Origin of the sequence: Haemophilus parainfluenzae (assembly GCF_014931275.1) — a bacterium.
Classification (GTDB): Bacteria; Pseudomonadota; Gammaproteobacteria; order Enterobacterales; family Pasteurellaceae; genus Haemophilus_D.
This window is the reverse complement of sequence record NZ_CP063110.1, coordinates 1,312,246-1,336,315: the sequence shown is the minus strand read 5'-3', so window position 1 is coordinate 1,336,315 and position 24,070 is coordinate 1,312,246. Positions and strand designations below refer to the sequence as shown.

Annotated in this window: 19 protein-coding genes; 10 read left to right on the top strand and 9 right to left on the bottom strand. The window is 38.1% G+C overall.

Annotated elements, in window-relative coordinates; translation table 11 throughout:
- Positions 1-2 precede the first annotated feature (2 nt).
- A complete protein-coding gene (locus tag INQ00_RS06550; RefSeq protein WP_197546561.1) occupies positions 3-2,663 on the bottom strand; it encodes a PqiB family protein in 2,661 nt (886 codons plus the stop codon).
- Complete coding sequence (locus tag INQ00_RS06545; RefSeq protein ID WP_197546560.1) at positions 2,647-3,900, bottom strand: PqiA/YebS family transporter subunit; 1,254 nt, start codon at positions 3,898-3,900, stop codon at positions 2,647-2,649. The genes INQ00_RS06550 and INQ00_RS06545 overlap by 17 nt, the downstream gene beginning before the upstream one ends.
- 170 nt (positions 3,901-4,070) lie before the next feature.
- Between INQ00_RS06545 and proQ the strand changes: the two genes are divergently transcribed.
- The 5 genes from proQ (at position 4,071) to INQ00_RS06520 (ending at position 9,695) form a co-directional block, all read left to right on the top strand.
- Positions 4,071-4,718, top strand: a complete 648-nt coding sequence (gene proQ / locus INQ00_RS06540; protein WP_049368979.1) for an RNA chaperone ProQ — start codon at positions 4,071-4,073, stop codon at positions 4,716-4,718.
- 28 nt (positions 4,719-4,746) lie between these two features.
- Positions 4,747-6,816: a carboxy terminal-processing peptidase gene (prc, locus tag INQ00_RS06535; protein ID WP_197546559.1), complete on the top strand. Its 2,070-nt coding sequence runs from the start codon at positions 4,747-4,749 to the stop codon at positions 6,814-6,816.
- An 80-nt stretch (positions 6,817-6,896) separates the two neighbouring features.
- Positions 6,897-8,366: a L,D-transpeptidase family protein gene (locus tag INQ00_RS06530; protein WP_197542904.1), complete on the top strand. Its 1,470-nt coding sequence runs from the start codon at positions 6,897-6,899 to the stop codon at positions 8,364-8,366.
- A gap of 74 nt (positions 8,367-8,440) precedes the next feature.
- Positions 8,441-9,001 (top strand): peptidoglycan L,D-endopeptidase MepK, encoded by a 561-nt coding sequence (mepK, locus tag INQ00_RS06525; protein ID WP_197546558.1) that lies wholly within the window; start codon positions 8,441-8,443, stop codon positions 8,999-9,001.
- 64 nt (positions 9,002-9,065) lie between these two features.
- Positions 9,066-9,695 carry an MBL fold metallo-hydrolase gene (locus INQ00_RS06520; RefSeq protein ID WP_197546557.1) on the top strand — a complete coding sequence of 210 codons (630 nt, stop codon included), beginning with the start codon at positions 9,066-9,068 and terminating at the stop codon, positions 9,693-9,695.
- 165 nt (positions 9,696-9,860) lie between these two features.
- Here INQ00_RS06520 and pepT read toward each other — a convergent pair whose 3' ends face one another.
- Positions 9,861-11,093, bottom strand: a complete 1,233-nt coding sequence (gene pepT, locus INQ00_RS06515; protein ID WP_197546556.1) for a peptidase T — start codon at positions 11,091-11,093, stop codon at positions 9,861-9,863.
- 277 nt (positions 11,094-11,370) lie between these two features.
- On the opposite strand from pepT, the gene potA reads away from it, so the two are divergent.
- The 4 genes from potA to INQ00_RS06495 all read left to right on the top strand — a co-directional run bounded on the left by potA (position 11,371) and on the right by INQ00_RS06495 (position 15,320).
- Positions 11,371-12,489 carry a spermidine/putrescine ABC transporter ATP-binding protein PotA gene (gene potA / locus INQ00_RS06510; RefSeq protein WP_005698520.1) on the top strand — a complete coding sequence of 373 codons (1,119 nt, stop codon included), beginning with the start codon at positions 11,371-11,373 and terminating at the stop codon, positions 12,487-12,489.
- A complete protein-coding gene (potB, locus tag INQ00_RS06505) occupies positions 12,473-13,333 on the top strand; it encodes a spermidine/putrescine ABC transporter permease PotB (RefSeq protein WP_049384975.1) in 861 nt (286 codons plus the stop codon). The genes potA and potB overlap by 17 nt, the downstream gene beginning before the upstream one ends.
- Positions 13,333-14,103: a spermidine/putrescine ABC transporter permease PotC gene (potC, locus tag INQ00_RS06500; protein ID WP_054419951.1), complete on the top strand. Its 771-nt coding sequence runs from the start codon at positions 13,333-13,335 to the stop codon at positions 14,101-14,103. The genes potB and potC overlap by 1 nt, the downstream gene beginning before the upstream one ends.
- Positions 14,104-14,237: 134 nt before the next feature.
- Complete coding sequence (locus tag INQ00_RS06495; RefSeq protein WP_197546555.1) at positions 14,238-15,320, top strand: extracellular solute-binding protein; 1,083 nt, start codon at positions 14,238-14,240, stop codon at positions 15,318-15,320.
- A gap of 74 nt (positions 15,321-15,394) precedes the next feature.
- Here INQ00_RS06495 and INQ00_RS06490 read toward each other — a convergent pair whose 3' ends face one another.
- The 6 genes from INQ00_RS06490 to INQ00_RS06465 all read right to left on the bottom strand — a co-directional run bounded on the left by INQ00_RS06490 (position 15,395) and on the right by INQ00_RS06465 (position 23,234).
- Positions 15,395-16,735, bottom strand: a complete 1,341-nt coding sequence (locus tag INQ00_RS06490) for a replication-associated recombination protein A (protein ID WP_197546554.1) — start codon at positions 16,733-16,735, stop codon at positions 15,395-15,397.
- A gap of 53 nt (positions 16,736-16,788) precedes the next feature.
- Positions 16,789-17,415 carry an outer membrane lipoprotein periplasmic chaperone LolA gene (lolA, locus tag INQ00_RS06485; protein ID WP_197546553.1) on the bottom strand — a complete coding sequence of 209 codons (627 nt, stop codon included), beginning with the start codon at positions 17,413-17,415 and terminating at the stop codon, positions 16,789-16,791.
- Positions 17,416-17,451: 36 nt separating this feature from the next.
- Positions 17,452-20,241 carry a DNA translocase FtsK gene (locus INQ00_RS06480; protein ID WP_197546552.1) on the bottom strand — a complete coding sequence of 930 codons (2,790 nt, stop codon included), beginning with the start codon at positions 20,239-20,241 and terminating at the stop codon, positions 17,452-17,454.
- 2 nt (positions 20,242-20,243) lie between these two features.
- Positions 20,244-20,723, bottom strand: a complete 480-nt coding sequence (gene lrp / locus INQ00_RS06475; protein ID WP_005695827.1) for a leucine-responsive transcriptional regulator Lrp — start codon at positions 20,721-20,723, stop codon at positions 20,244-20,246.
- 82 nt (positions 20,724-20,805) lie between these two features.
- Positions 20,806-22,185 (bottom strand): DNA repair protein RadA, encoded by a 1,380-nt coding sequence (gene radA, locus INQ00_RS06470; protein ID WP_049362707.1) that lies wholly within the window; start codon positions 22,183-22,185, stop codon positions 20,806-20,808.
- Positions 22,186-22,211: 26 nt separating this feature from the next.
- The gene (locus INQ00_RS06465; protein ID WP_197546551.1) at positions 22,212-23,234 is read right to left on the bottom strand and encodes a CYTH domain-containing protein; all 1,023 of its coding nucleotides are present in this window, start codon (positions 23,232-23,234) and stop codon (positions 22,212-22,214) included.
- Between the two features lie 137 nt (positions 23,235-23,371).
- On the opposite strand from INQ00_RS06465, the gene INQ00_RS06460 reads away from it, so the two are divergent.
- Positions 23,372-24,052: a TIGR00153 family protein gene (locus INQ00_RS06460; protein ID WP_177992589.1), complete on the top strand. Its 681-nt coding sequence runs from the start codon at positions 23,372-23,374 to the stop codon at positions 24,050-24,052.
- The last annotated feature ends 18 nt before the right edge of the window (positions 24,053-24,070 follow it).

Here is a 24,070-nt window from a genome sequence, read left to right as displayed (position 1 = left end):
TTTTATTGATTTGCTGGTAATGCACCTGAATTCCAAGTCTGTGCTTCAGCTGGTTTCTTCACTTGTAACATAAAGCGCTGATTTACCGTCGCTTGTGGTTGAACGATCGTACTACCCGATGGGGTCGAGAACGAAATACCGCCTTTCAACAATTGTTGTACACTACCGGTATTAAATTCAGCCCCTTTCCAACCAAGGTTGAAATCATAACCCGATGAAACCCAGAACTCTGAATTTTTACGCACTAAATGTTGATACTTCGGTGTAATCGCAATATGTACCAACACACGATCGCCTAAAGAATTCAATTCAAACTTACGAACGGTTCCCACTTCAACTCCGCGATAAAGCACTGGTGAGCCTTCCGTTAAATTCATCGCATCACTGGTTTCCAAAATAAATGGCACGCCATTGCTGTATTTATTTCGAGGTTGTGCAGTTTGTGCTAAATTAAACTGTGTTTTTGGTTGACCTTTGCCTAATTCAATATCAATGTAAGGCTGTAAAAGGCTATCTAAGTTTTCAATTCCACCCGCTGAGATTTGTGGAGAAATCACTTTAAATACAGTACCCTCTTTTGCAATCATTCCCATATAACTTGGGTTAATTAATGCTTTTGCGGTGATGCGATTTGTTTTTTGATCAAGGGCAATCTGCTCGACCTCACCCACATTCATACCAAGATAACGCAAGCTCATTCCTTTACTTAAAGCGGTTGCATCATCTGTGAGTAACGTAATCACTTGTCCTGCTGATTTGGCTCGCAATTCACTTGGATAAAGGGTTTTATTTTTGCCTGATCCTGTATTATCAAAACTAATCGCCCCTTTTAATGAACGAGCAACCGGAGAAGCCTGAATACTAATGCCTTTCGGCGTAATATCAATTTGTGCTGCACTTTCTACCCAGAATACACTTTTATCTGTAAGAAGATTTTGATAAGCCGGATAAATATACACATCAATATCAAAGTTATTGGCTTTCGGTCTTACGTTAATAATTTTACCCACTTCAAACTGACGATAAAGCACCACAGAACCTTTGCTAATACTTGGCAAATTAGTGGAATGTAGCACAATACTTGGATTCACTAAGTTACCCGTAATGCCCGTTTCTGCACTACTGATATCTTTATAAAGTGGATAGCTTGAATGTGGAGCACCACTTCCTTTTTTAGGTAATACTCTCACCCCACCTTGTAGCCATTTTGATGGTGTTGCTGATTCAAAACGTAATCCGTCTATACCAAAACTTACATCAAAATTAGAGGCAGCCACAAATTGAGTGTTCTCATGAATAAGATTGCGATATTCCGCCGCAATTGCCGCTTCAAATTTCACACCATCAACATTTAAGTGCTGCTTCACAATTTGACCAATAGCAATATTGTTATAAAACACCGATTGCCCTTCAGTAATACCATAAGTTTCTGGTGCGGTTAAGGTTAAAATTAAAGTATTCGGTGCTTTGAGTAATAACTCATGTTCTCGAATCACATCAAATTGCGTTTTGCTTTCTCCACTACCCGGAATAATTTCAAAATAATCTCCGCGGAAGAATTTTTTCGGATTAGCCACATCACCCAAATCTAACTTACGATTTTTTAACACAATACGTGTATTCGTTTTTAAGAGGTTAGCTTGGTTTGGATCGATTAATAATGTGCCTTTTAAAATTTCTTCATTATTTTCATCCGCACTTAAAGATGAAAGAAGACCCACTTGCTCATCACCATAATAAACCGAGGTTTGCCCTGCATCTAAACCCGCAGTCACTGGAATAGTCACCTCAACTTCAATTCCTCGTTTAGCCGCTTGCAAGTTAGAATAAAGTGTATAGTGGCTATTAGTCACAGCTTGCGGGCTATCTGGCGGTGAATCAAATGATACCGCACCTTGCACCACTGAATTTAAACTATCAATCTCTACATTTACACCTGATGCATTAATGTTAGCGTTGATACCACTGATATTCCAGAAGCGTGAATCTTTCTTCACAAAACGTGTAAAGGCTTTATCAATCACCACATCAATTTCAACTTTATTCTCTTTATTGAAGCGGTAATCATAAATTTTCCCGACCGGCATTTTTTTGAAGTAAACAGAAGCCCCAATTGAAATCGAACCTAAATCATCCGAAATTAAATGAATTAATAAATCGCCAGGATTTACTTGTGCAATAGGCCCTTGTTCTTCCGCAATAAATTCATTTTCTGAATCACCATCACCTGGTTGAAGCGTAATGTAATTTCCTGACACTAAAGAGTCTAAACCTGAAATCCCCGCGAGCGATACGCTCGGTTGCACAAGCCAAAATTTAGTATTTTCCTTTAACACATCGGTGGCTTCAGAATGAATACTTGCCTCAACTTTCACTTTTTGCATATTGTCAGTAAAGTTAACCTTCTTCACAACACCAATTTGCAAACCTTGATAGCGAATCGGTGTTTTATCTGCAACCAACCCTGCACCATTAGAAAACGTGATCGTAATCATCTTTCCTTGTTCTTGCACAATTTGGAAAAATAAAATCGCACCAATACATAATGCAATAAAAGGTAACAACCAAAACGGTGAGATGCGTTTATTCTTACGTAATAACGCTTCTACATTGTTATATTGCTCATCAATAGATTGAGATTCTGGTTTATTGTTTTCTGTCATAAATTTTCCAAATTAATCGACTATCAAACTGAGAAGTTGAAATCATAGTTAAAAACACTGCTGCACCGAAATAAAATGCGGCAGGGCCTACAGTAAAATTAATAATCTGTCCGCGTGTCACTAGAGACATCATCAAGGCTAACACAAAAAGATCCAGCATTGACCAACGTCCAACAAAGTGAACGATATGTAATAGCCGCATTTGCCATTTAATTGAATGTCGCCATTTAAAATGCACACTTGCCAGTAAATACAACATAATGAGGATTTTGCTTATTGGCACAAAAATACTGGCGAAGAATACCACGAAAGCAACAAAATAGCTGCCCATGCTTATAAATGACATCACTCCCGACATCAAGGTATCTTGTGACAAACTTCCTGTTAAATAAACGCCAGAGATTGGGAGCAAGTTTGCGGGGAAAAGCATGATAATCCCCGCCACTAATGTCGCCCAAACACGTTGTAATTTCACACTATCAGGTGTTTCAATAAGCGATGCACAACGTGGGCAAATTGCTCGATGACGGTGATCGTATTCTTGATCTTCTTTTAAAAAAGTGTAATCACAGGCAGTACAAAGTTCTAACGGTTTATCACTTTTGGTAACCGGTTTCTGCTCGGGATAAAAATCATGCCACAAGTCATCTAAATTAATTTTAATGAATAATAACGTGGTTAAAAGTGCAGTAAAAACAAAAGCAATTAAATACACATCTACTTCTAATGTGGCATATTCACGCACTTTAAACATGGTAACACCCAGTGCAACTAAATATACGTCAAACATGACCCAAGGCTTAATATATCCTACAAATAATAAAACATTACGAGGCTTAATTTTGAGTAATTTAGAAAGCTGCAACATAATGACTAAAATCGCAAAAGATACAGGCATTAAAACAGCACAGATAAAAATCATAAATGCAGTATAGGAATATCCCTCTACTGCCATTTTCCAAATCCCTTTCCAAACAGAAGCATCAATTTTAGTACCTAGTAAATCTAAGCTTAATAAAGGATAGCCTAAAGCAAATGGCATTAAAATTAAGATAGAAAGGGCGATTAATGAACAACGTTTAAGTGACCAACGACTTCCTGATTGCAATTTATGATGGCAACGCGGACATTGCGCGTGTTCCCCTTCTTGCGGACGACGAACAGACACTGTTGCATCGCATCCTATGCAACGCACTAGTCTATAAGTGGCATGAGTAAAATCAGGTGTTTTTGTCATTATGTTTTCAGAAATTATAAAAGTGGATTATTTTAGCCTGAATTAAGGGGATTTGTGAAGTTATTCATTAGAATTAGAAACGGAATTATTCTGTCCAACCATTGTCAATCCTTATAAAAGTGCGGTAAACTGTGCAAGTTTTTATTTTTTTATCCTAGGAAAACTCAGAAATGACAGATTCTCAAGTTGAAGCCCAAGTTGAAAATAATGCTGAAGGCGTTCAAAAATTAACTGATACAAAAGCGATCATTGCATATCTTGTGGAAAAATTCCCACTTTGCTTTATTGCAGAAGGTGAAGCTAAACCATTAAAAATTGGTCTTTTCCAAGATCTTGCTGAAGCATTAAAAGATGATGAACGTGTCAGCAAAACTCAATTACGTCAGGCTTTACGTCAATACACCTCCAACTGGCGCTATTTACATGGCTGTCGCGAAGGTGCTGAGCGTGTGGATTTATACGGCAACCCTGCTGGTGTATTAGACGCAGAACATGTTTCTCATGCGACTCAACAATTAGCAGATGCAAAAGCTAAATTTGCAGAAAAACGCAAAGCAGAATTAGCAGCCAAAAAAGCACAACAAAAACGACCTGCTCGTAAACCAAATTCAAATCAAGCAACTCGCAAACCAAAAGCCCCGCAAGTAAAACTAAGTGCGGTTGATTTCACAACACTTTCTGCAGGTAGCAAAGTGAAAGTGAAAGTAGCAGAACAAGCGAAAAATGCGACCGTATTAAATGTGGAAAAAGATGGCGCACGCGTAGAACTTGAAAATGGTTTAGTGATGACAGTCACCGCAGATCGTTTATTTGCCTAATAATTTATTTCTTATCGGGAAAGGTTAAATGAAATTACATACAACCAAAAGTCTTATTGCGACAGCAATTTTAGGTGCGTTATTTCTTCATTCGTCTGACACATTTGCCGTGCAGCCGAAATTAAAGCAAAGCGATATTACGACTCCTTCGGCAACTGATGCAAATCAGTTAGCAACAAAGCGTGCAACAACACGTTTAACCCAATCACATTATCGTAAATTTCAGCTTGATGACACCTTTTCCGAAAAGATTTTTGATCGTTATATTAAAAGTTTAGATTACAGCCATAACACCTTTTTAAAATCAGATATTGATGATTTACGTGCTAAATATGGTTCTAAATTAGATGATCAACTTAATGAAGGCGATCTTTCTGCGGCATTTGCTATTTACGATCTGATGATGAAACGCCGTTATGAGCGTTATGCTTATGCATTATCTTTATTAGATCAAGAACCTGATTTAAAAGGTAATGATCAAATTGAGATCGATCGTGAAAAAGCTGCGTTCCCAGCAACGGAAGAAGAAGCCAATAAGCTTTGGGAAGAACGTGTCAAAAATGATGTAATCAGCCTGAAATTAAAAGATAAAAAATGGCCTGAAATTAAAGAAAAACTAACTAAACGTTACAATTTAGCCATTCGTCGACTAACTCAAACCAAAGCTGATGACATTGTTCAGATTTATATTAATGCCTTTGCTCGAGAAATCGATCCGCATACAAGCTACCTTGCTCCGCGTACTGCAAAAAGCTTTAATGAAAGTATGAATCTTTCCTTAGAAGGAATTGGTGCGACATTACAATCTGAAGAAGACGAAACCAGCATCAAGTCTTTAGTACCAGGAGCACCGGCTGAACGCAGTAAAAAATTACAAGCAGGCGATAAAATTATTGGTGTTGGTCAAGAAAAAGGCGAAATCGAAGATATTATCGGTTGGCGTTTAGAAGATATCGTTGACAAAATCAAAGGTAAAAAAGGAACAAAAGTTCGTCTTGAAATTGAACCTGCAAAAGGTGGAAAAAGCCGTATTGTCACTTTAGTTCGCGATAAAGTACGTATTGAAGACCAAGCAGCAAAACTCACTGTTTCTAAAGTAGAGGGTGAAACAGTTGGTGTCATTAAAATCCCAAGTTTCTATATTGGTTTAACTGATGATGTGAAAAAATTATTAGTGGATGCTGAGAAGAAAAAAATTGGCGCTTTAATTGTGGATCTTCGTGAAAATGGCGGTGGTGCATTAACAGAAGCCGTAGCATTAAGTGGCTTATTCATCACTGATGGTCCAGTTGTACAGGTACGTGATGCATATCAACGTATTCGTGTACACGAAGATGATGATAATGCTCAGCAATATAAAGGTCCATTGTTGGTAATGATTAATCGTTTCAGTGCGTCTGCTTCTGAAATTTTTGCTGCAGCAATGCAAGATTACAATCGCGGTATCATTATTGGGCAAAATACCTTTGGTAAAGGTACGGTACAACAAAGTCGTTCATTAAACTTTGTTTATGATTTAGATCAAACACCACTTGGTGTATTGCAATATACTATCCAAAAATTCTATCGAATTAATGGTGGTTCAACCCAATTAAAAGGTGTAGCCGCAGATATTAATTTCCCTGAAATTATTGATGCTAAAGAAATTGGTGAAGAAAAAGAAGATAACGCCTTACCTTGGGATAAAATTCCGCCGGCAACTTATTCTGAAACCAATAAAGCGCGTAAAGATGTTGAAGCATTAAATGAAAAACATCTAGAGCGTATTGCAAAAGATCCGGAATTTATTGCTTTAAATGAAGATCTTAAGATCCGTGATGAACGCCGTGAGCGTAAATTCTTATCATTGAATTTCCAAGAGCGCAAAGCGGAAAATGATAAAGATGATGCGAGACGTTTAAAAGATCTCAATGATCGTTTTAAACGTGAAGGTAAAAAAGCATTAAAAGACATTGATGATTTGCCAAAAGACTATGAAGCACCTGATTTCTTCTTAAAAGAAGCGGAAAAAATGGCTGCTGATTTAGTGAAACTTAACGCGAATCAACAAAAAGTGGATGCTGAAATAAAACAAGAAGCGGCAAAAGCAACAAAATAACGATTATTTTGACCGCACTTTAGCAGATGAAAAGAACTGAAGTGCGGTTATTTTTTATGAATATTTTTAAAGGTACAGCAATGTTAAAAGGAACAATGAAATTAAGCGCATTAGTCTTATCATTATCAATGATGACGTCAGGTTGTGCGTTAGCTGAATGGGCCAAAACAGTTGGGCAACCTCAACAAGCCGAAAATAAAGGCGTTGATATGTCTAAATTAAGTCCTGAAGAGCGAGCAAAACTTGAAGCTGAAATCAAAGAGGATCAAGCTCGTTTAGCCGCTGAAAAACAAGCGATGCTAGAGATGTCATTAACGCATGAAATTGGTGAACAAAATCTACAGTTCAAACCAATTTTGGCTAAATTATATGCCGATAATAAATATGACTTAATGTGGAAAGACAAGGCTGCAGAAAAACAATTCCTACGTGAATATGCAGCAATGGTAGCATCAGGTATTTCTAAACGTTCTGCGCAATCATTAATTAATTTACATAACGCTGAAAAAACGGGCGGGCTCACCTATGATGTATTATTAAGTGATGCTTTCCTTGATTACTTGTATTACAGCAAGAATGTAAATCAACAAGCACAACGTTGGTTATACGCAGCGAATGCTTATAAACCAGAATTACCAAATCAAGAAATTATTGACCAATGGCAAAGTGCGGTTAAAAACAATGATGTTTCGGGCTTTGTAAATGGATTATCTAACCATAATCGTTTATACCGTGAAACGGTACAATCGCTACCGTCAATGATTTCAGCTTCAGGTATTTCTGCAATGGGTAAAAAACTTGCCCTTAATGCACAACGTTTACGTGTTATTCCTGACTTTGAAAATGGAATCTTTGTTAATATTCCAAGCTATCAATTGAAATATTATCGTGATGGCAAAGCAATTTTAGAATCTCGCGTTATTGTAGGGAAAAATGAACGTCGTACACCAGTAATGTACAGCCGTTTGAGCAATGTGGTTGTTAATCCGCCTTGGAATGCCCCTACACGCTTAATTAATGAAGATATTTTACCGAAATTAAAACGTGACCCAGGCTATGCCGCTGCACACAACTACTCTATTCTAGATAGCAAAGGTAACGCTATAGATCCTTACTCAATTAATTGGAGTAGCATCGGTGATAAATTCCCGTATCGTATCCGTCAAGCAGCGGGTGACAGTGCATTAGGTAACTATAAATTTAATATGCCAAGCTCTGATGCAATTTATCTTCACGATACACCAAATCATAGCTTATTCAGCAAAAAAGACCGTGCATTAAGCTCAGGTTGTGTGCGTGTAGAAAAATCTGATCAACTTGCATCTATCTTGTTACAAGAAGCTGGCTGGTCAGAAGATAAAAAACGCAGTGTTTTAGAAAGTAAGAAAACAACGTCTGCGAGCATTCGTACAAATGATCCTGTATTCTTGTATTATGTGACTGCATGGGTTGAAAACGGTCAAACACAAGTTTTACCGGATATTTATAAATACGATGATGCAGCGACTTTTAATGGTATTGACTGGGCTGTTGTAAAAAAATATCTTTAAACAATGTTCACGCTAGAACTTTTTAAAGAAAAAATTGTCTAGGGTGAGAGATGGGTAATAAAAGAGACTAAAAAATGAGTAACATTGACAAAAATCGTCGTAAATGGCTTTCATTAGGCGGCATCGTTTTAGGCGCAAGTATGATGCCGAGTACGGTGTTAGCGATGGTCTCTACCCCTAAACCTCGCATTCTCAGTTTCTATAATATCAACACCAATGAACGATTAAGCGGTGAGTTCTCTGCTACGTCTGGATTTAATCGTTCACTACTTGGTAAACTTGATTACTTCATGAGAGATCGTCGTACAGACCAAGTACGCCGAATGGATCCGAATCTCTTCATGAAGTTTTATCATTTACAAAGTAATTTAGGTTTACGCACTGCACAAATTGATGTGATTTGTGGCTATCGTAGTGCTGCGACAAATGCCATGCGCCGTAGACAAAGTCGTGATGTAGCAAGCAACAGCTATCATATTAAAGGCCAAGCGATTGATTTTAAAATCCCTGGTGTACCTTTAGCAAAATTACGCCAAGCGGCTGAAAATCTTGATAGCGGTGGTGTAGGATATTATCCGTATAGTAATTTTATTCACGTGGATACTGGCCCTGTAAGAACATGGCGTGGTGCATAAAAAACAGTTTAATTTTAGACCGCACTTTAGTGCGGTTTTTTGTTATCAACGATAAGGAAAAAAGATGAATATTGAAATTATTCCAGTTACAGCCTTTCAGCAAAATTGTTCACTTATTTGGGATGATGAAAAAAATGCAGCAATTATCGATCCTGGTGGTAATGCGGAAAAGCTTATTCAACGCATTGAAGAACTCGAATTAAACCTTAAAGCCGTCTTATTAACACATGGCCATCTTGATCATGTAGGGGCTGCTGAAGCGATTCGCGATCATTTTAATATTGAAATATGGGGCTCACAGGAAGAAGATCGCTTTCTGTTTGAAAGTCTACCACAACAAGCTCAGCAGTTTGGTTTGCCTTATATTTCTGCATTTACACCTGATCGCTGGTTTAATCAAGAAGGCGAAAAAATTCAAATTGGTACATTTACCTTTGAAATTTTTCATCTTCCTGGCCATACACCTGGTCACATTGGTTTTATTGAACATGAAAAAAATATTGCTTTTACCGGTGATGTGCTTTTCCAAAACAGTATTGGTCGTACAGACTTCCCTCGTGGGGATTTCGACACATTGATCTCATCAATCAAGAATAAATTATTTACATTAAACGATGATATGGTTGTCATTGCGGGACATGGCCCTTACACAACTATTGGACAAGAAAAACGAAGCAATCCGTTTTTGAAGTAAAGATCTGAATTTTGAGTAAAAAAAAGCTCCTAATTTCTTAGGAGCACCAAAAAGGAATTTATGAATAAAATCTCTAAAGTTTAGCTTTATCAAAGGAATCTCGATAAAACGCTAACGATTATATTGACATATTCTGACAAATGCAAGCTTTTTCTTTACACTAATTTACAAATCTTTACAGTTTGCTATTTTTATAACCACTTCGACGGCTTTTTCCATCCCTTCAAGGGTCACTAATTCATGTTTACTATGGAAATTATAGCCACCAGTAAAGATATTTGGACAAGCTAATCCTTTTTCTGCTAAAAATGCTCCATCCGTTCCGCCACGTATAGGTTTGTGATTTGGTGTAATACCGCAAGCTTTCATTGCTACGTCAGCGAGTTTAATCGCCTGTGGGACATTTTTGACTGTGTCATACATATTTTTGTAACTGTCTTCAATAACACATTCCACCGGCTCTTTCAGGCTTTTCACTCTATTAAATTTTTCCACTAGTTGATAAATAAACGCCTTGCGTTGCTCAAAATTAGCTTGGTCAAAATCTCGAATGAGATAATATAATTCAACTTTCTCAATATCCCCCTTAAAATCATCTAAATGGAAAAAACCTTCTTTTCCTGAGGTTTTTTCGGGGACATCATCTTTTGGAAAACCTTGTTGAAATTCACAAGCTAACGTAAGCGCATTCACTAATTTATTTTTAGCATAACCAGGATGAATGCTCCGACCTTTAAAGGTAATTTTTGCCGTCGCAGCATTAAAGTTCTCATACTCGAGCTCACCCACTTCTCCACCATCAATGGTATATGCCCAATCACAAGGAAAATCCTCCAATGGGAAATAATGCATCCCTAAGCCAATTTCTTCATCAGGCGTAAATGCCACTCGTATATTACAATGCGGGATATTTTTCTGTTGCAAGACAGAAAGTGCGGTCATAATCTCTGCGATTCCGGCCTTATTATCTGCTCCAAGTAAAGTCGTTCCATCTGTCACAATCAAGGTTTTGCCAATAAGCTGATGTAAAAATGGATAATACACTGGACTAATAAACTCTTCTCCTAAACCTAACGCAATATCTCCTCCCCGATAATTTTCAATCACTTCGGGTTGAACATTTTTACCGCTGCATTGAGGGGAGGTATCAAGGTGGGAAATAAAACCAATGGTATGTGTTAAATCAGGATGATTTGAGGGTAAATAAGCCGTGACGACGGCATGCTTAGTCACATTGACATCTTGTAATCCTAGTTCAATTAATTCTTGCTGCAAATGCAAAGCCAGCTTCATTTGCCCTGCTGAACTTGGCGAATGTTTTGCAGACGATTTAGATTGCGTATCAAACGCGACATAAGTTAAAAATCGCTGCAATAATTCATTATTATGTTCTTCCATTTTAAAATTCTCCTTTATACCAGCACTAGTCTAATCCCAAAATTCGTTACAGTTCTTGATATATAACAAGAAAGTGGAGAGTTATAAAATTTTCTGAAAAAAGTGCGGTCAAATTTTTGATAAATTTTTTCCTAAAAACATGATTAAATCCTTTTCATCATTAACAATTCGCTATATCATATCTGTTCAATTTTATGTCGCCCCTGCATCATTTTTGCAGGTTTATTTCTACTCAGTACCAATAAAATTGGTGAAATTAGGGAGAAAACCAAAGCTAGTGGAAAATCTGGTTCAAAACAAGCCTATTATTGAGCTTCGTTCTATCAAAAAATCCTATGGTTCCAACACAATCATTAATGATTTCAATCTAACTATTAATAATGGTGAATTCGTCACCATTCTTGGCCCTTCAGGCTGTGGTAAAACTACAGTTTTGCGTTTGTTAGCGGGTTTAGAAGAATTAGATGAAGGTCATATTATTTTGGACGGTGAAGATATTACTAATGTTCCGGCAGAAAAACGCCACATTAACACCGTATTCCAAAGTTATGCGTTATTCCCGCATATGACGATTTTTGATAACGTGGCTTTTGGTTTGCGTATGCAAAAAGTGGCAGAAAGCGAAATTAAACCTCGCGTTCTGGATGCATTGCGTATGGTGCAATTAGAAGAAATGGCCGACCGTAAACCAGCTCAACTTTCTGGTGGTCAGCAACAACGTATCGCAATTGCTCGTGCTGTTGTGAATAAGCCAAAAGTGTTGCTACTTGATGAATCTTTATCTGCGCTGGATTATAAGTTGCGTAAACAAATGCAAAATGAACTTAAACAATTACAGCGTCAACTTGGCATTACCTTTATTTTCGTTACTCACGATCAAGAAGAAGCGATCACCATGTCTGACCGTATCGTTTTGTTGCGTAAAGGTAAAATTGCACAAGATGGTTCACCACGCGAAATCTATGAAGATCCGGCCAACTTATTCGTTGCTCGCTTTATCGGTGAAATTAACGTATTTGATGCTACTGTGATTGAACGTAAGTCTGACGATGAATTACTTGCTAACGTAGAAGGTCGTGTATGTGATATTCACACGAGCATCTCTGCTGAAAAAGGTCAAAAATTACAAGTGTTATTACGCCCAGAAGATATTGTGATTGAAGAGCTTGACGAAAATGAGCACTCAAATGCAATTATTGGTCGCATTGTGGATCGTACCTATAAAGGAATGACACTTGAGTCTACAGTAGAATTTGATCACAACGGTAAACGCGTATTAGTGAGCGAATTCTTTAACGAAGATGACCCACATATGGATCACAGCGTTGGTCAACGTGTAGGTATTACATGGCACGAAGGTTGGGAGGTTGTACTCAACGATGAAGATAATCAATAATAAATTCCAGAAAATTACTGTTGCAATTATCTTCAGTTGGTTAATCTTCTTTGTGCTAATTCCAAACTTATTGGTTTTAACCGTAAGTTTTTTAACCCGAGATGGTAGTGACTTTTATGCTTTGCCATTTACTTTAGAGAACTACACAAACCTGTTTAATCCGCTTTATGCACAGGTTGTGTGGAATTCATTGTATATGTCTGGCATCGCGACGATTATTTGCTTACTCATTGGCTATCCATTTGCCTTTATGGTCAGCAAAATTAATCCAAAATATCGTCCATTTTTGTTGTTCCTCGTGGTATTACCATTCTGGACAAACTCACTTATTCGTATCTATGGGATGAAAGTATTCCTTGGTGTGAAAGGTGTGTTAAATACCATGTTAATGGATATGGGGATTTTGAGTGAGCCTATTCGTATTTTAAATACCGAAGTAGCTGTAATCATTGGTTTAGTGTATCTCCTTTTACCATTTATGATTCTACCGCTCTACTCTGCTATTGAAAAATTAGATGGACGTTTATTAGAAGCGGCAAGAGATTTAGGTGCGAATGCTGTTCAACGTTTCTTCCGTGTTATTTTGCCATTAACCATGCCAGGTATCGTAGCCGGTTGTTTATTAGTATTACTACCTGCAATGGGTATGTTCTATGTAGCTGACTTACTTGGTGGTGCGAAAGTATTATTAGTCGGTAACGTGATTAAGAGTGAATTCTTAATTTCTCGTAACTGGCCATTTGGTTCAGCGATCAGTATCGGCTTAACCATCTTAATGGCATTGTTGATTTTCGTTTACTATCGTGCAAATAAATTGTTGAATAAGAAAGTGGAGTTAGAATAATGAGTCGTTTACTACGTAATATTTTTATGTTTGTGGTATACGCTTATTTGTATATCCCAATTATTATTTTGGTGACTAACTCCTTCAACGAAGACCGTTATGGTTTAAGTTGGAAAGGTTTTAGTTGGAACTGGTATGAGCGTTTATTTAATAACGATACCTTAATCCAAGCTGCGTTCCACTCTGTCACTATTGCTTTCTTTGCTGCAACATTAGCGACAATTGTGGGTGGTTTAACTGCTATCGCACTTTATCGCTATCGTTTCCGTGGTAAACAAGCAGTAAGTGGTATGTTATTTATCGTCATGATGTCACCAGATATCGTAATGGCGGTTTCTCTACTTGCCTTATTCATGGTTGTAGGGATTTCGTTAGGTTTCTGGTCATTACTATTGGCGCACGTAACATTCTGTTTACCTTATGTTACCGTAACGATTTTCTCACGTTTAAATGGCTTTGATGCAAGAATGCTTGAAGCGGCGAAAGATTTAGGTGCTAGCGAAGTCACTATTTTGCGTAAAATTATCCTACCGCTTGCCTTACCGGCAGTGGTATCTGGTTGGTTGTTAAGCTTTACTATTTCATTAGATGATGTTGTTGTATCCTCTTTCGTAAGTGGTGTAAGCTATGAAATCCTACCATTGCGTATCTTCTCTCTTGTAAAAACAGGGGTAACACCAGAAGTAAACGCGTTAGCAACGATTATGATCGTGCTTTCATTAGGATTAGTAATTTTAAGCCAATTAGTCGCACGTAAAAATAATCATTAAACATTGATATAAAAAGGTTTCACAAATCTTTTAAGATCAAATAGAATACGCCTTGACGCACAATCAAGGCGTTTTTTTATACTTGCATTAATGCAGGTGGTTTTTTACCCCTCTTTTACGGAGAACAAACAAAAATGAAAAAATTTGCAGGTTTGCTTACTGCCGGTTTAGTTGCCGCTACATTAACTGCTTGTAACGACAAAGAAGCCAAGTCTGATGCAACAAAAGCACAGGCTCCAGCAAATGATACTGTGTACTTATATACTTGGACTGAATACGTACCAGATGGTCTTTTAGATGACTTCACAAAAGAAACTGGTATCAAAGTTATCGTAGCAAGTCTTGAATCAAATGAAACGATGTATGCCAAAATGAAAACCCAAGGTGATGCTGGTGGTTATGATGTGATTGCACCATCTAACTACTTCGTATCTAAAATGGGACGCGAAGGCATGCTACAAGAATTAGATCACAGTAAATTACCTGTTATCAAAGAATTAGACCCTGATTGGCTCAACAAACCTTATGATAAAGGCAATAAATACTCACTTCCTCAGTTGTTAGGTGCGCCAGGTATTGCATTTAATACCAATACCTATAAAGGTTCTGACTTCACTTCTTGGGGCGATTTCTGGAAATCTGAATATGCAAACAAAATCCAATTATTGGATGATGCGCGTGAAGTATTCAATATTGCGTTATTAAAAATTGGTCAAGATCCAAATACCAAAGATCCTGCAATTATTAAACAAGCTTATGAAGAGTTGTTAAAACTACGTCCAAACGTACTTTCTTTCAATTCTGATAACCCTGCAAACTCTTTCATCTCTGGTGAAGTAGAATTAGGTCAGTTATGGAATGGCTCTGTGCGTATCGCTAAAAAAGAACAAGCACCATTAAATATGGTGTTCCCAAAAGAAGGTCCTGTTCTTTGGGTTGATACTTTAGCGATTCCTAAAACCTCTAAAAACCCAGATGGTGCACACAAGTTAATTAACTACTTATTAGGTGCAAAAGCAGCAGAGAAATTGACTTTAGCGATCGGTTACCCAACAGCTAACCTTGAAGCGAAAAAAGTGCTTCCAAAAGAAATCACTGAAGATCCATCTATTTATCCAACAGCTGAAATTCTTCAAAAAAGCCACTGGCAAGATGATGTAGGTGATGCGATTCAATATTACGAACAGTATTACCAAGAGTTAAAAGCAGCAAAATAATGCGTTTTTAAGTGATAACAAAAAGTGCGGCCAAATTTAGCCGCACTTTTTTATATTTACCGTTTGAGAAGAAACTATTTATAGCGCTTTTTTGATGCGTTTTTATCTTGCTCTTGTAAACGGTCAAGCTTTTCTTTAATTTGAATTTCCATACCACGATTAGTTGGGAAATAATACTGCGTATCTTTCAGTTCCGGTGGGAAATAATTTTCTCCAGCAGCATAAGCATTAGGTTCATCATGTGCATAACGATATTCAGCGCCATAACCTAATTCTTTCATTAAAGCCGTTGGCGCATTACGTAAATGAGGTGGCACATCGAAATCAGGAAAATCTTTTGCATGTTGTTTGGCTGCATTAAATGCGTTGTAAACCGCATTACTCTTCGGCGCTACGGCCAAATAAATAATGGCTTGCGCAATGGCTCTCTCTCCTTCATAAGCGCCCACTCTCGTAAAACAATCCCAAGCTGCTAGAGCCACTTGCATTGCACGAGGATCCGCATTTCCTACATCTTCTGATGCAATCGCTAATAAACGTCTTGCAACATAAAGAGGATCACCGCCTGCAGTAATAATTCGCGCATACCAGTAAAGCGCAGCATCTGCTGCGGAGCCTCGAATGGATTTATGTAAAGCGGAAATCAAATCATAGAAGCGATCGCCTTGTTTATCAAAACGAGCTTGTCTCTCACCTAATACTTCTTTCAACAAAGTGCGGTCTAATTTTTTACCGTTTTCAGTTTCAGAAGCCATGTCCACCATCAATTCAAGGCAGTTTAAAGCCAGGCGAGCATCACCATTCACATATTCAGCTAAAACCTGTAGCAAATTCTCTTCTAAAACTAACCGCTCTTTACCTAATCCTCGCTCAGGATCAGAAATCGCTTGTTGTAGAACTTGTTCGATTTCAGCCACTGTCAATGACTTGAGTAGATAAACTCTCGCACGAGAAAGCAATGCATTATTTAATTCAAAGGAAGGATTTTCCGTTGTCGCACCAATAAAAATAATCGTACCATCTTCGATATGGGGTAAAAACGCATCTTGTTGGCTTTTGTTAAAGCGATGCACTTCATCCACAAATAAAATCGTTTGGCGATCTGCAAGTCGATTTTGTTTCGCGCGCTCAATTGATTCTCGAATTTCTTTCACGCCACTTGTTACCGCTGAAATCCGTTCAACTTCTGCATTGATACGATGAGCAATAACTTCTGCCAGTGTTGTTTTACCTGTACCCGGCGGTCCCCACAAAATCATAGAATGAACATGCCCTGCTTGAATTGCTTTACGAAGAGGCTTTCCTTCCCCAATTAAATGCGTCTGTCCATAATATTGTTCCAAATTTGTTGGACGCATACGGGCTGCTAAAGGGCGAAAGTCATTTTCAGCAAAATCAAAATTAAGATTAGACATATTCTTTCCTTAATAAGCAAAAGGTGTGAAGATTATCATTCACACCTTATGGATTATTTTTTACCTTTACGTTGGTCATCCAATTCCACGCCTTTCGGTACGCTAAATTGGAATAAGCTATCAGCTAGTGTTTGATTCGTAATGTTACGCAACACATAAAGATTGGTTTGGCCATCTTTTTCTGTGGTGCTGAAATTTTTTAACACACCATTTGTATCTACGCGAATATCAAATTGTTTAATATTACTATTTTTCGCCTTCGGTTTTAACACAAACGTATCCGCATTCTGCGTCACTGAATACTGATTCCAGTGGCTTTTATCGTTACTGGTTAAAAGCACGAAAGGGGTATTATTTACCGCGTCCTTCACCCATTGAGCGGTGACTTGTTGCACGAATGGATCGTAATACCAAAGGGTTTTACCATCTGCAATAATTTGTGTTTCTTGCGGTGATTTGGTATCCATACGGAAAAGATTTGGACGTTTAATTTGAAGTTTTCCACTTCCTTGTTGAACGTTTTTAGCGCCAGCAGACGTCACAGTTTGTGAGAAATCAGCACTTAATACCGTTACTTGATTTAAGCGATTTTGTAGCTCATCTGCGGCATCAGCAAAGGCAAAGTTACTTGAGCTTAAAAGTGCAGCAAGTGCGGTCATTTTTAATAATGTTTTTTTCATTCTACTTTCCTTTTTGTAAAGTGAAACTTAAGAGAATTAATATTCGGAACGTCGAGCTAAAATTTCTCGTTTTCCATTTTTCATTGGGCCTAAAATACCTTGTTCTTCGAGCTGATCCATAATTCGAGCCGCTCGGTTAAACCCAACACTAAATTTACGTTGAACATAAGAAGTCGAGGTATTGCCTGTGCTTAAGACAAACTCAACGACTTCATCAAATAATGCATCAAGATCGCCACTACTTGCCGTTGATTTTTCACCAGACTCCTCATCATCCGCGCCGTCTAAAATGCCATCAATATAATTTGGTTTACCACGTGCACGCCAATCATCTGCTACACGCGCCACCTCATCATCACTCATAAAGGCACCGTGTACTCGAACAAGATCCGAAGAACCTTGACCTGAATATAACATGTCACCTCGGCCCAATAAGGCTTCTGCACCGCCTTGATCCAGAATCGTTCTAGAGTCAATTTTACTTGCCACTGTAAAGGCTATACGACTTGGAATATTAGCTTTAATTAACCCGGTAATCACATCTACTGAAGGGCGTTGTGTTGCTAAAATCAAGTGAATACCAATCGCACGGGCTTTTTGTGCTAAGCGAGCAATTAACTCTTCAATTTGTTTGCCTGCAACCATCATTAAGTCAGCAAACTCATCAACGATCACGACGATATAACTCAATTTTTCTAATGGAGGCGGCATCTTATCCATTGTATCGCCCGGTTTCCAAATTGGGTTTGGAATTGGCATATTGAGTTTTTCATATTCTTCAATTTTTTCGTTATACCCTTCAATGTTACGCACACGTAAGGCTGACAATAATTGATAACGACGTTCCATTTCATCTACGCACCAACGCAATGCATTCGCCGCTTTTTTCATATCCGTCACCACAGGGGTAAGCAAGTGCGGGATATCGTTATAAATAGAAAGCTCAACCACTTTTGGGTCAATCATAATAAATTTCACTTCGTCCGGTGTCACACGGAAAAGCAAACTTAAAATCATGGTATTCACACCAACAGATTTACCAGAGCCTGTTGAACCTGCAACAAGTAAGTGAGGCATTTTAGCCAAATCAACTACAACAGGTTTTCCGCTGATATCTTTCCCCAAAGCCATTGAAAGCAATGATGTTGAGGAACGGAATTCATTACTATCGAGCACATCACGCAATGGTACAATTTGACGATGAGCATTCGGTGTTTCAATACCAATATAAGGTTTGCCTGGAATCACTTCTGCTACACGGATCGCACGGAACATCAATGCTCGTGCTAAATCGGTATCAATACTTGTTACTTTCGATGCTTTTACACCCGGTTGTAATTCAAGCTCATAACGAGTCACCACAGGGCCAACTAACACATCTTGTACCGTTGCTTTGACATTAAAATTCTTCAATTGTTGTTCTATGCGTGCGGATGTGTCTAAAATTTCTTCACGCGTAATGTCTTGAGCTTGCGTTGGACGATGCTCAAGTAAATCTAAACTTGGTAATGGTGTCGTTGGTTTTTCACGTTTATTCGTTGGTTGTTGGAATGCGGGATGAATAAGCGTATCAGAATACGGCTTATAGGTTGTTTCAGTTGCATTCTCAATATGAATTTCACGCGCTTTAACTGGTGAAGCTGTCGGCTCATTCAAGATCACTTTTAATGCATCTTCAGCATTTGAGGCTTTTGCTCGCACTTCCATTTCTTGCATACGAGCTTGCTCTTGCGCAGCAAACTGACGCGCTAATTCATCTTCTAAACCATCATTTTCTGATTCTAAAGATTCATCATAAGTTGGATAAAGTGCGGTCGTATTTTCAGGTGTTTTTAGTGACACTTTGGGTATGACATTTTCTTCAAAAATATCATCTGAATCATCCGCACTTTGAGAATTCACTTGTGAGTTTTTCCATGTTGCTGAAAAATCTTCTTTTGTTGGTAATTCAACGGAAGAAGAGGCAGAAATAGACACATTCGGTAAATTGTCAGATTCAACCGTGAAGCCTTTAAACTTATCTTCTAATTTTTCAACATCTGCCGGCTCTGAAGCACTCGGTGAGGATAGCCCACTGATATTAATTAGTTGCTCAGGCTTAACAAAGGCATTTCCAGGTTCGTCCTCTTTTTCATCTTCTGTAGATTCAGTTTCCAATTGAGAATCAGAGAAAGCAAGTTGTTGAGGCGCCTCAATCACAATTTGTTCAAGATCATCTACAGAAGTATGTTCTGCTTGCTCTTCTTCTACCGATTGATTTTTCATGGTTAGCCAGTGGTAGAATTTCACAATTAAACGAATTAATGATGCACCAGAACAGAAAATAAAGCCTACAACTGCACAGATAAAGCCTACTAAAATACAGCCAAACTTACCGAGTGTAGGATATAAATTCACCACTAAGCTGCCACCAAATACACCACCAGCTAGATAGTAGTTCGTATTTGAAAGCAGCAATGTTGCCATCATGGTTAAGCCAACAATGAGAGCAATAAAACCAAAGGAACGTAATGCAATACGGGTTACAGAGAGAGAATGCACCGCTTTGGTTTTCAGTAAATAAATCGGTACGATAAAAATGACAAACGGAATGAGATGACCGACATAGCCGAGAAAAACAAAAAACGTATCAATTAACCAAGCACCAAAAGCACCGGCTTTATTAATGGTTTCAGTTTGAAAACTTGCTGTAGACCAAGAGTTATCTAATGGCGTATAGCTTGACCATGCTACGATTAAATATAAACCTAAAAGTGCGGTCAACCCGAGTAATAATTCTGCTAAATATTGTTTCGGTGTAAATCGTTTTGTAATTCGTTTAATCATTTTTATTTTAGTACGAGATAATTAGTTTGTTTCACTTCTTCCATGACAACATAAGTTCGGGTGTCATTCACACCTGGTAAGCGCAATAATGTGGTCCCCAATAATTTTCGATATGCGGCCATATCTGCTACACGTGTTTTGAGTAAATAATCAAAATCACCTGATACCAAATGACATTCAAGAATTTCATCAAGCGCTTGAATCGCTGCATTAAACTCTTCGAAAACATCAGGTTTACCACGCACGAGCGTAATTTCAACGATAACCAATAAAGGCGCATCCAGTAATTCAGGATTTAAAAGTGCCCGATAACCCATAATCACACCTTGTTTTTCTAAGCGTTTAACCCTTTCTAAACAAGGCGTTGGCGATAACCCAACTTTCTTTGATAAATCGATATTAGAGATTTTACCGTTGCGTTGTAATTCATTTAAGATTTTGATATCAATGCTATCCAACGCTTTATTTAATTTCTTTTCCATAACCTTTCCTTATGTACGGCGCATATTCTATCTAATTTATCAAAAACTTTCAGTAATCAGACAACAATAGGACAACGTTTTTTTAGAAATTATCCAAAATGGCAAGTGCATCGGCGAGTTTTTTCACCGTAAAAACTTCCATATTCTCAACCGCACTTTTCGGCTTATTGGCAAAAGGGACAATCGCGCGTTTAAAACCATGCTTTGCGGCTTCACTAATACGTTCTTGACCGCTGGTTACCGGTCGAATTTCACCGGCTAGCCCTACTTCACCAAAGACAACTAAATCTTGTGGCAATGGACGATTACGAAAACTCGAAATTAATGCAAGTAATAATGCAAGATCCGCCCCTGTTTCTCCAACTTTTACACCTCCAACGACATTCACAAAAACATCTTGATCCGACATTTGTAGTCCACCATGACGATGTAATACCGCAAGCAATAAAGCTAAACGATTTTGCTCTAACCCCACTGCTACACGGCGCGGATTTGCAAGCATGGAATGATCCACCAACGCTTGAATTTCCACCAAAAGCGGACGCGTTCCTTCCCACAACACCATCACGGAACTACCCGGTGTTTGTTCATCTCCTCGACTTAAGAAAATCGCCGATGGATTTTTCACTTCGCGCAGGCCTTGTTCAGTCATGCCAAATACCCCTAGCTCATTCACTGCGCCAAAACGGTTTTTATGGCTACGTAACGTACGGAAACGGGAATCTGCCTCCCCTTCTAGCAATAATGAACAGTCAATAGCATGCTCCAATACTTTCGGACCCGCAAGGGTGCCGTCTTTGGTGACATGCCCAACCATAATGATGGCAACTTGTCGGGTTTTCGCATAACGAGTCAGGAAAGAGGCGCATTCACGCACTTGTGCCACGCTTCCTGGAGAAGATTGAATATCTGAAAGGTGCATAACCTGGATCGAATCCACCACAATAATTTGCGGTTTTAATTGATCCGCCAAATTACAAATTTGCTCAACAGACGTTTCAGATAACATATTTAATTTATCTGTCGGCAGATTTAAGCGATTAGCTCGCATGGCGACTTGTTGAAGCGACTCTTCCCCTGTTACATAAAGTGCGGTCATATTTTTCGCTAATCCGCACATCACTTGAAGTAACAAGGTACTTTTTCCCGCGCCAGGATGCCCACCAATTAAAATGGCACTCCCTGGCACGATCCCTCCACCTAATACGCGATCTAATTCTTTAAATCCACTGGTGAAACGAGGTGTTTCTTGTAAGCTAATTTCAGAAAGCGTTTGGATTTTTGCACGGGTTTCTCCTGCATAACCACTAAAACGATCATTTTTTGCGGAATTTGAGGCTGAAATTAACCGCACTTCACTAATGGTATTCCAGGCTTTACAGGCAGAACACTGCCCTTGCCAGCGCGAAAATTCAGCGCCACAATCATTACATACATAAGCGGTTTTAGGAGCTTTTGCCATTTTTATTATCCTTTCGAGAAACTGTTTTACGCCATCAACATCATTAAACCAAGCATTCTTTCAAAATACGCACGGCTCTTTAATAACGCTTTTAACTTCTCAATAGTTTGAAAATTATCTTTTGTTTCGCTATGAAAGGTAATCAAGCCTTTTATTTCATTAAGGAAAAATTGATTACTAGCTAATAACTCAGCTGATCGATTTTCTTTCAGTTTTTCAAACAAGGCTTTGTGGTCATCATAATAATGATAAAGATTGAAAAATGCGCCGACACGTTCAACGGTTTTCATAAAATCGAAAGCAAATAAATCCGTTGGGAATGAAAGCGTTTCCTCAATCAATTGCTGTTCCATTTTCATAACTGCACTTAATTGTTCGCGAGAATCAACCGCACTTCCCTCACGTTCTTCTTTTAAGAAATCCCGCCATTTATTGAACCAATCAATCAGAAGTTGTTTGCTGCCTAGTTGATAGCCTCGTTTCGCTTTACTTGCCGAACTAAAATACACATCCTGTTCAAAAGGTAAAAGTGAGACAAAATAGAAAAGATCTGAAACAAGCCCTTCTTTTAATTCAAATTCAATTTCGCATATAGGCTGTGTTTTCTCCCCTGATAGAATCTTCCCTTGATCAAAAGCCACTTCAATTTTTGATGCACCAAATGCAATCAACCAAAAAGCGCGGTTAAAATCTGTTGAGAAAATCGGCTGTAATGCAGCGGAAGGCAAATGTTCAAATGGATACAATGACGTTAATTGTGCCGATGTAGGTACTGAATCATTAGGTATAGATAAATTATATTCTGGACGACTATGCAATCCGCCAACCACTTTTCCGTCAGTTTTTAAGGTAAGTGTGAAATCATTATTTTCTCGACGGACACGTAATCCCATTTTTTGTTTCGCCAAAAAATGATCGGGATAATCGAAATAAGTATTTCCTAGAAAGATCGTATTTTGCTCTAAGATATTGAATTGATTGAGGTGTGTTTTTAGGATATCAAAAGCATCAGAGGTGACTGCAAGCTTTAATTCAACTTCATTACTCATTTTATTTTCCTTATCAATTTTAACTGTTTAAATATACAGATAATTTTATACAAATCAAGATCTTTTTCGTGTATTTCCCTATAAAATCAGGTAATATGCAACGGAAATTTTAACCCTTGTTATGGAGTAAAACACCTATGGCAATGAACAATATTCTCGGATTATTTGCCCATTCTCCTTTAAAACCTCTGCAAAAACATTCTAAAAAGGTTACAGAATGTTGCGATTTATTAATTCCATTCTTTCAACATACCTATTTAAAACAATGGGATGAAGCAGAAAAAGTACGTTTAGACATTTCTCAAGGTGAACGTGAAGCAGACGGTTTAAAACGTGAAATTCGTTTGAAATTGCCTCGTGGTTTATTTTTACCTATCGATCGTACTGATTTATTGGAATTAGTTACCCAATTAGACAAATTAGCTAACTTTGCTAAAGATATTTCAGGTCGTATGATTGGTCGCCAATTCGGCATTCCAGAAGAAATGCAAGAAAGTTTCTTAAAATATGTTCAACGTAGTTTAGACTCTATTCATCAAGCACATCGTGTGATTGAAGAGATGGATCAATTACTTGAAACCGGTTTTAAAGGCCGTGAACTTAAATTAGTGAATACCATGATCCAAGAGTTAGATTCTATCGAAGATGATACGGATCAAATGCAAATCCAATTACGTAAAATGTTGCTAGGTATTGAAAGTCGTTATAACCCAATTGATGTGATGTTCTTGTATAAAGTCATCGAGTGGGTGGGCGTATTAGCCGATCAGGCGCAACGTGTTGGCTCTCGTATTGAATTAATGCTAGCTCGCTCTTAATTTTGACGACATTAACTA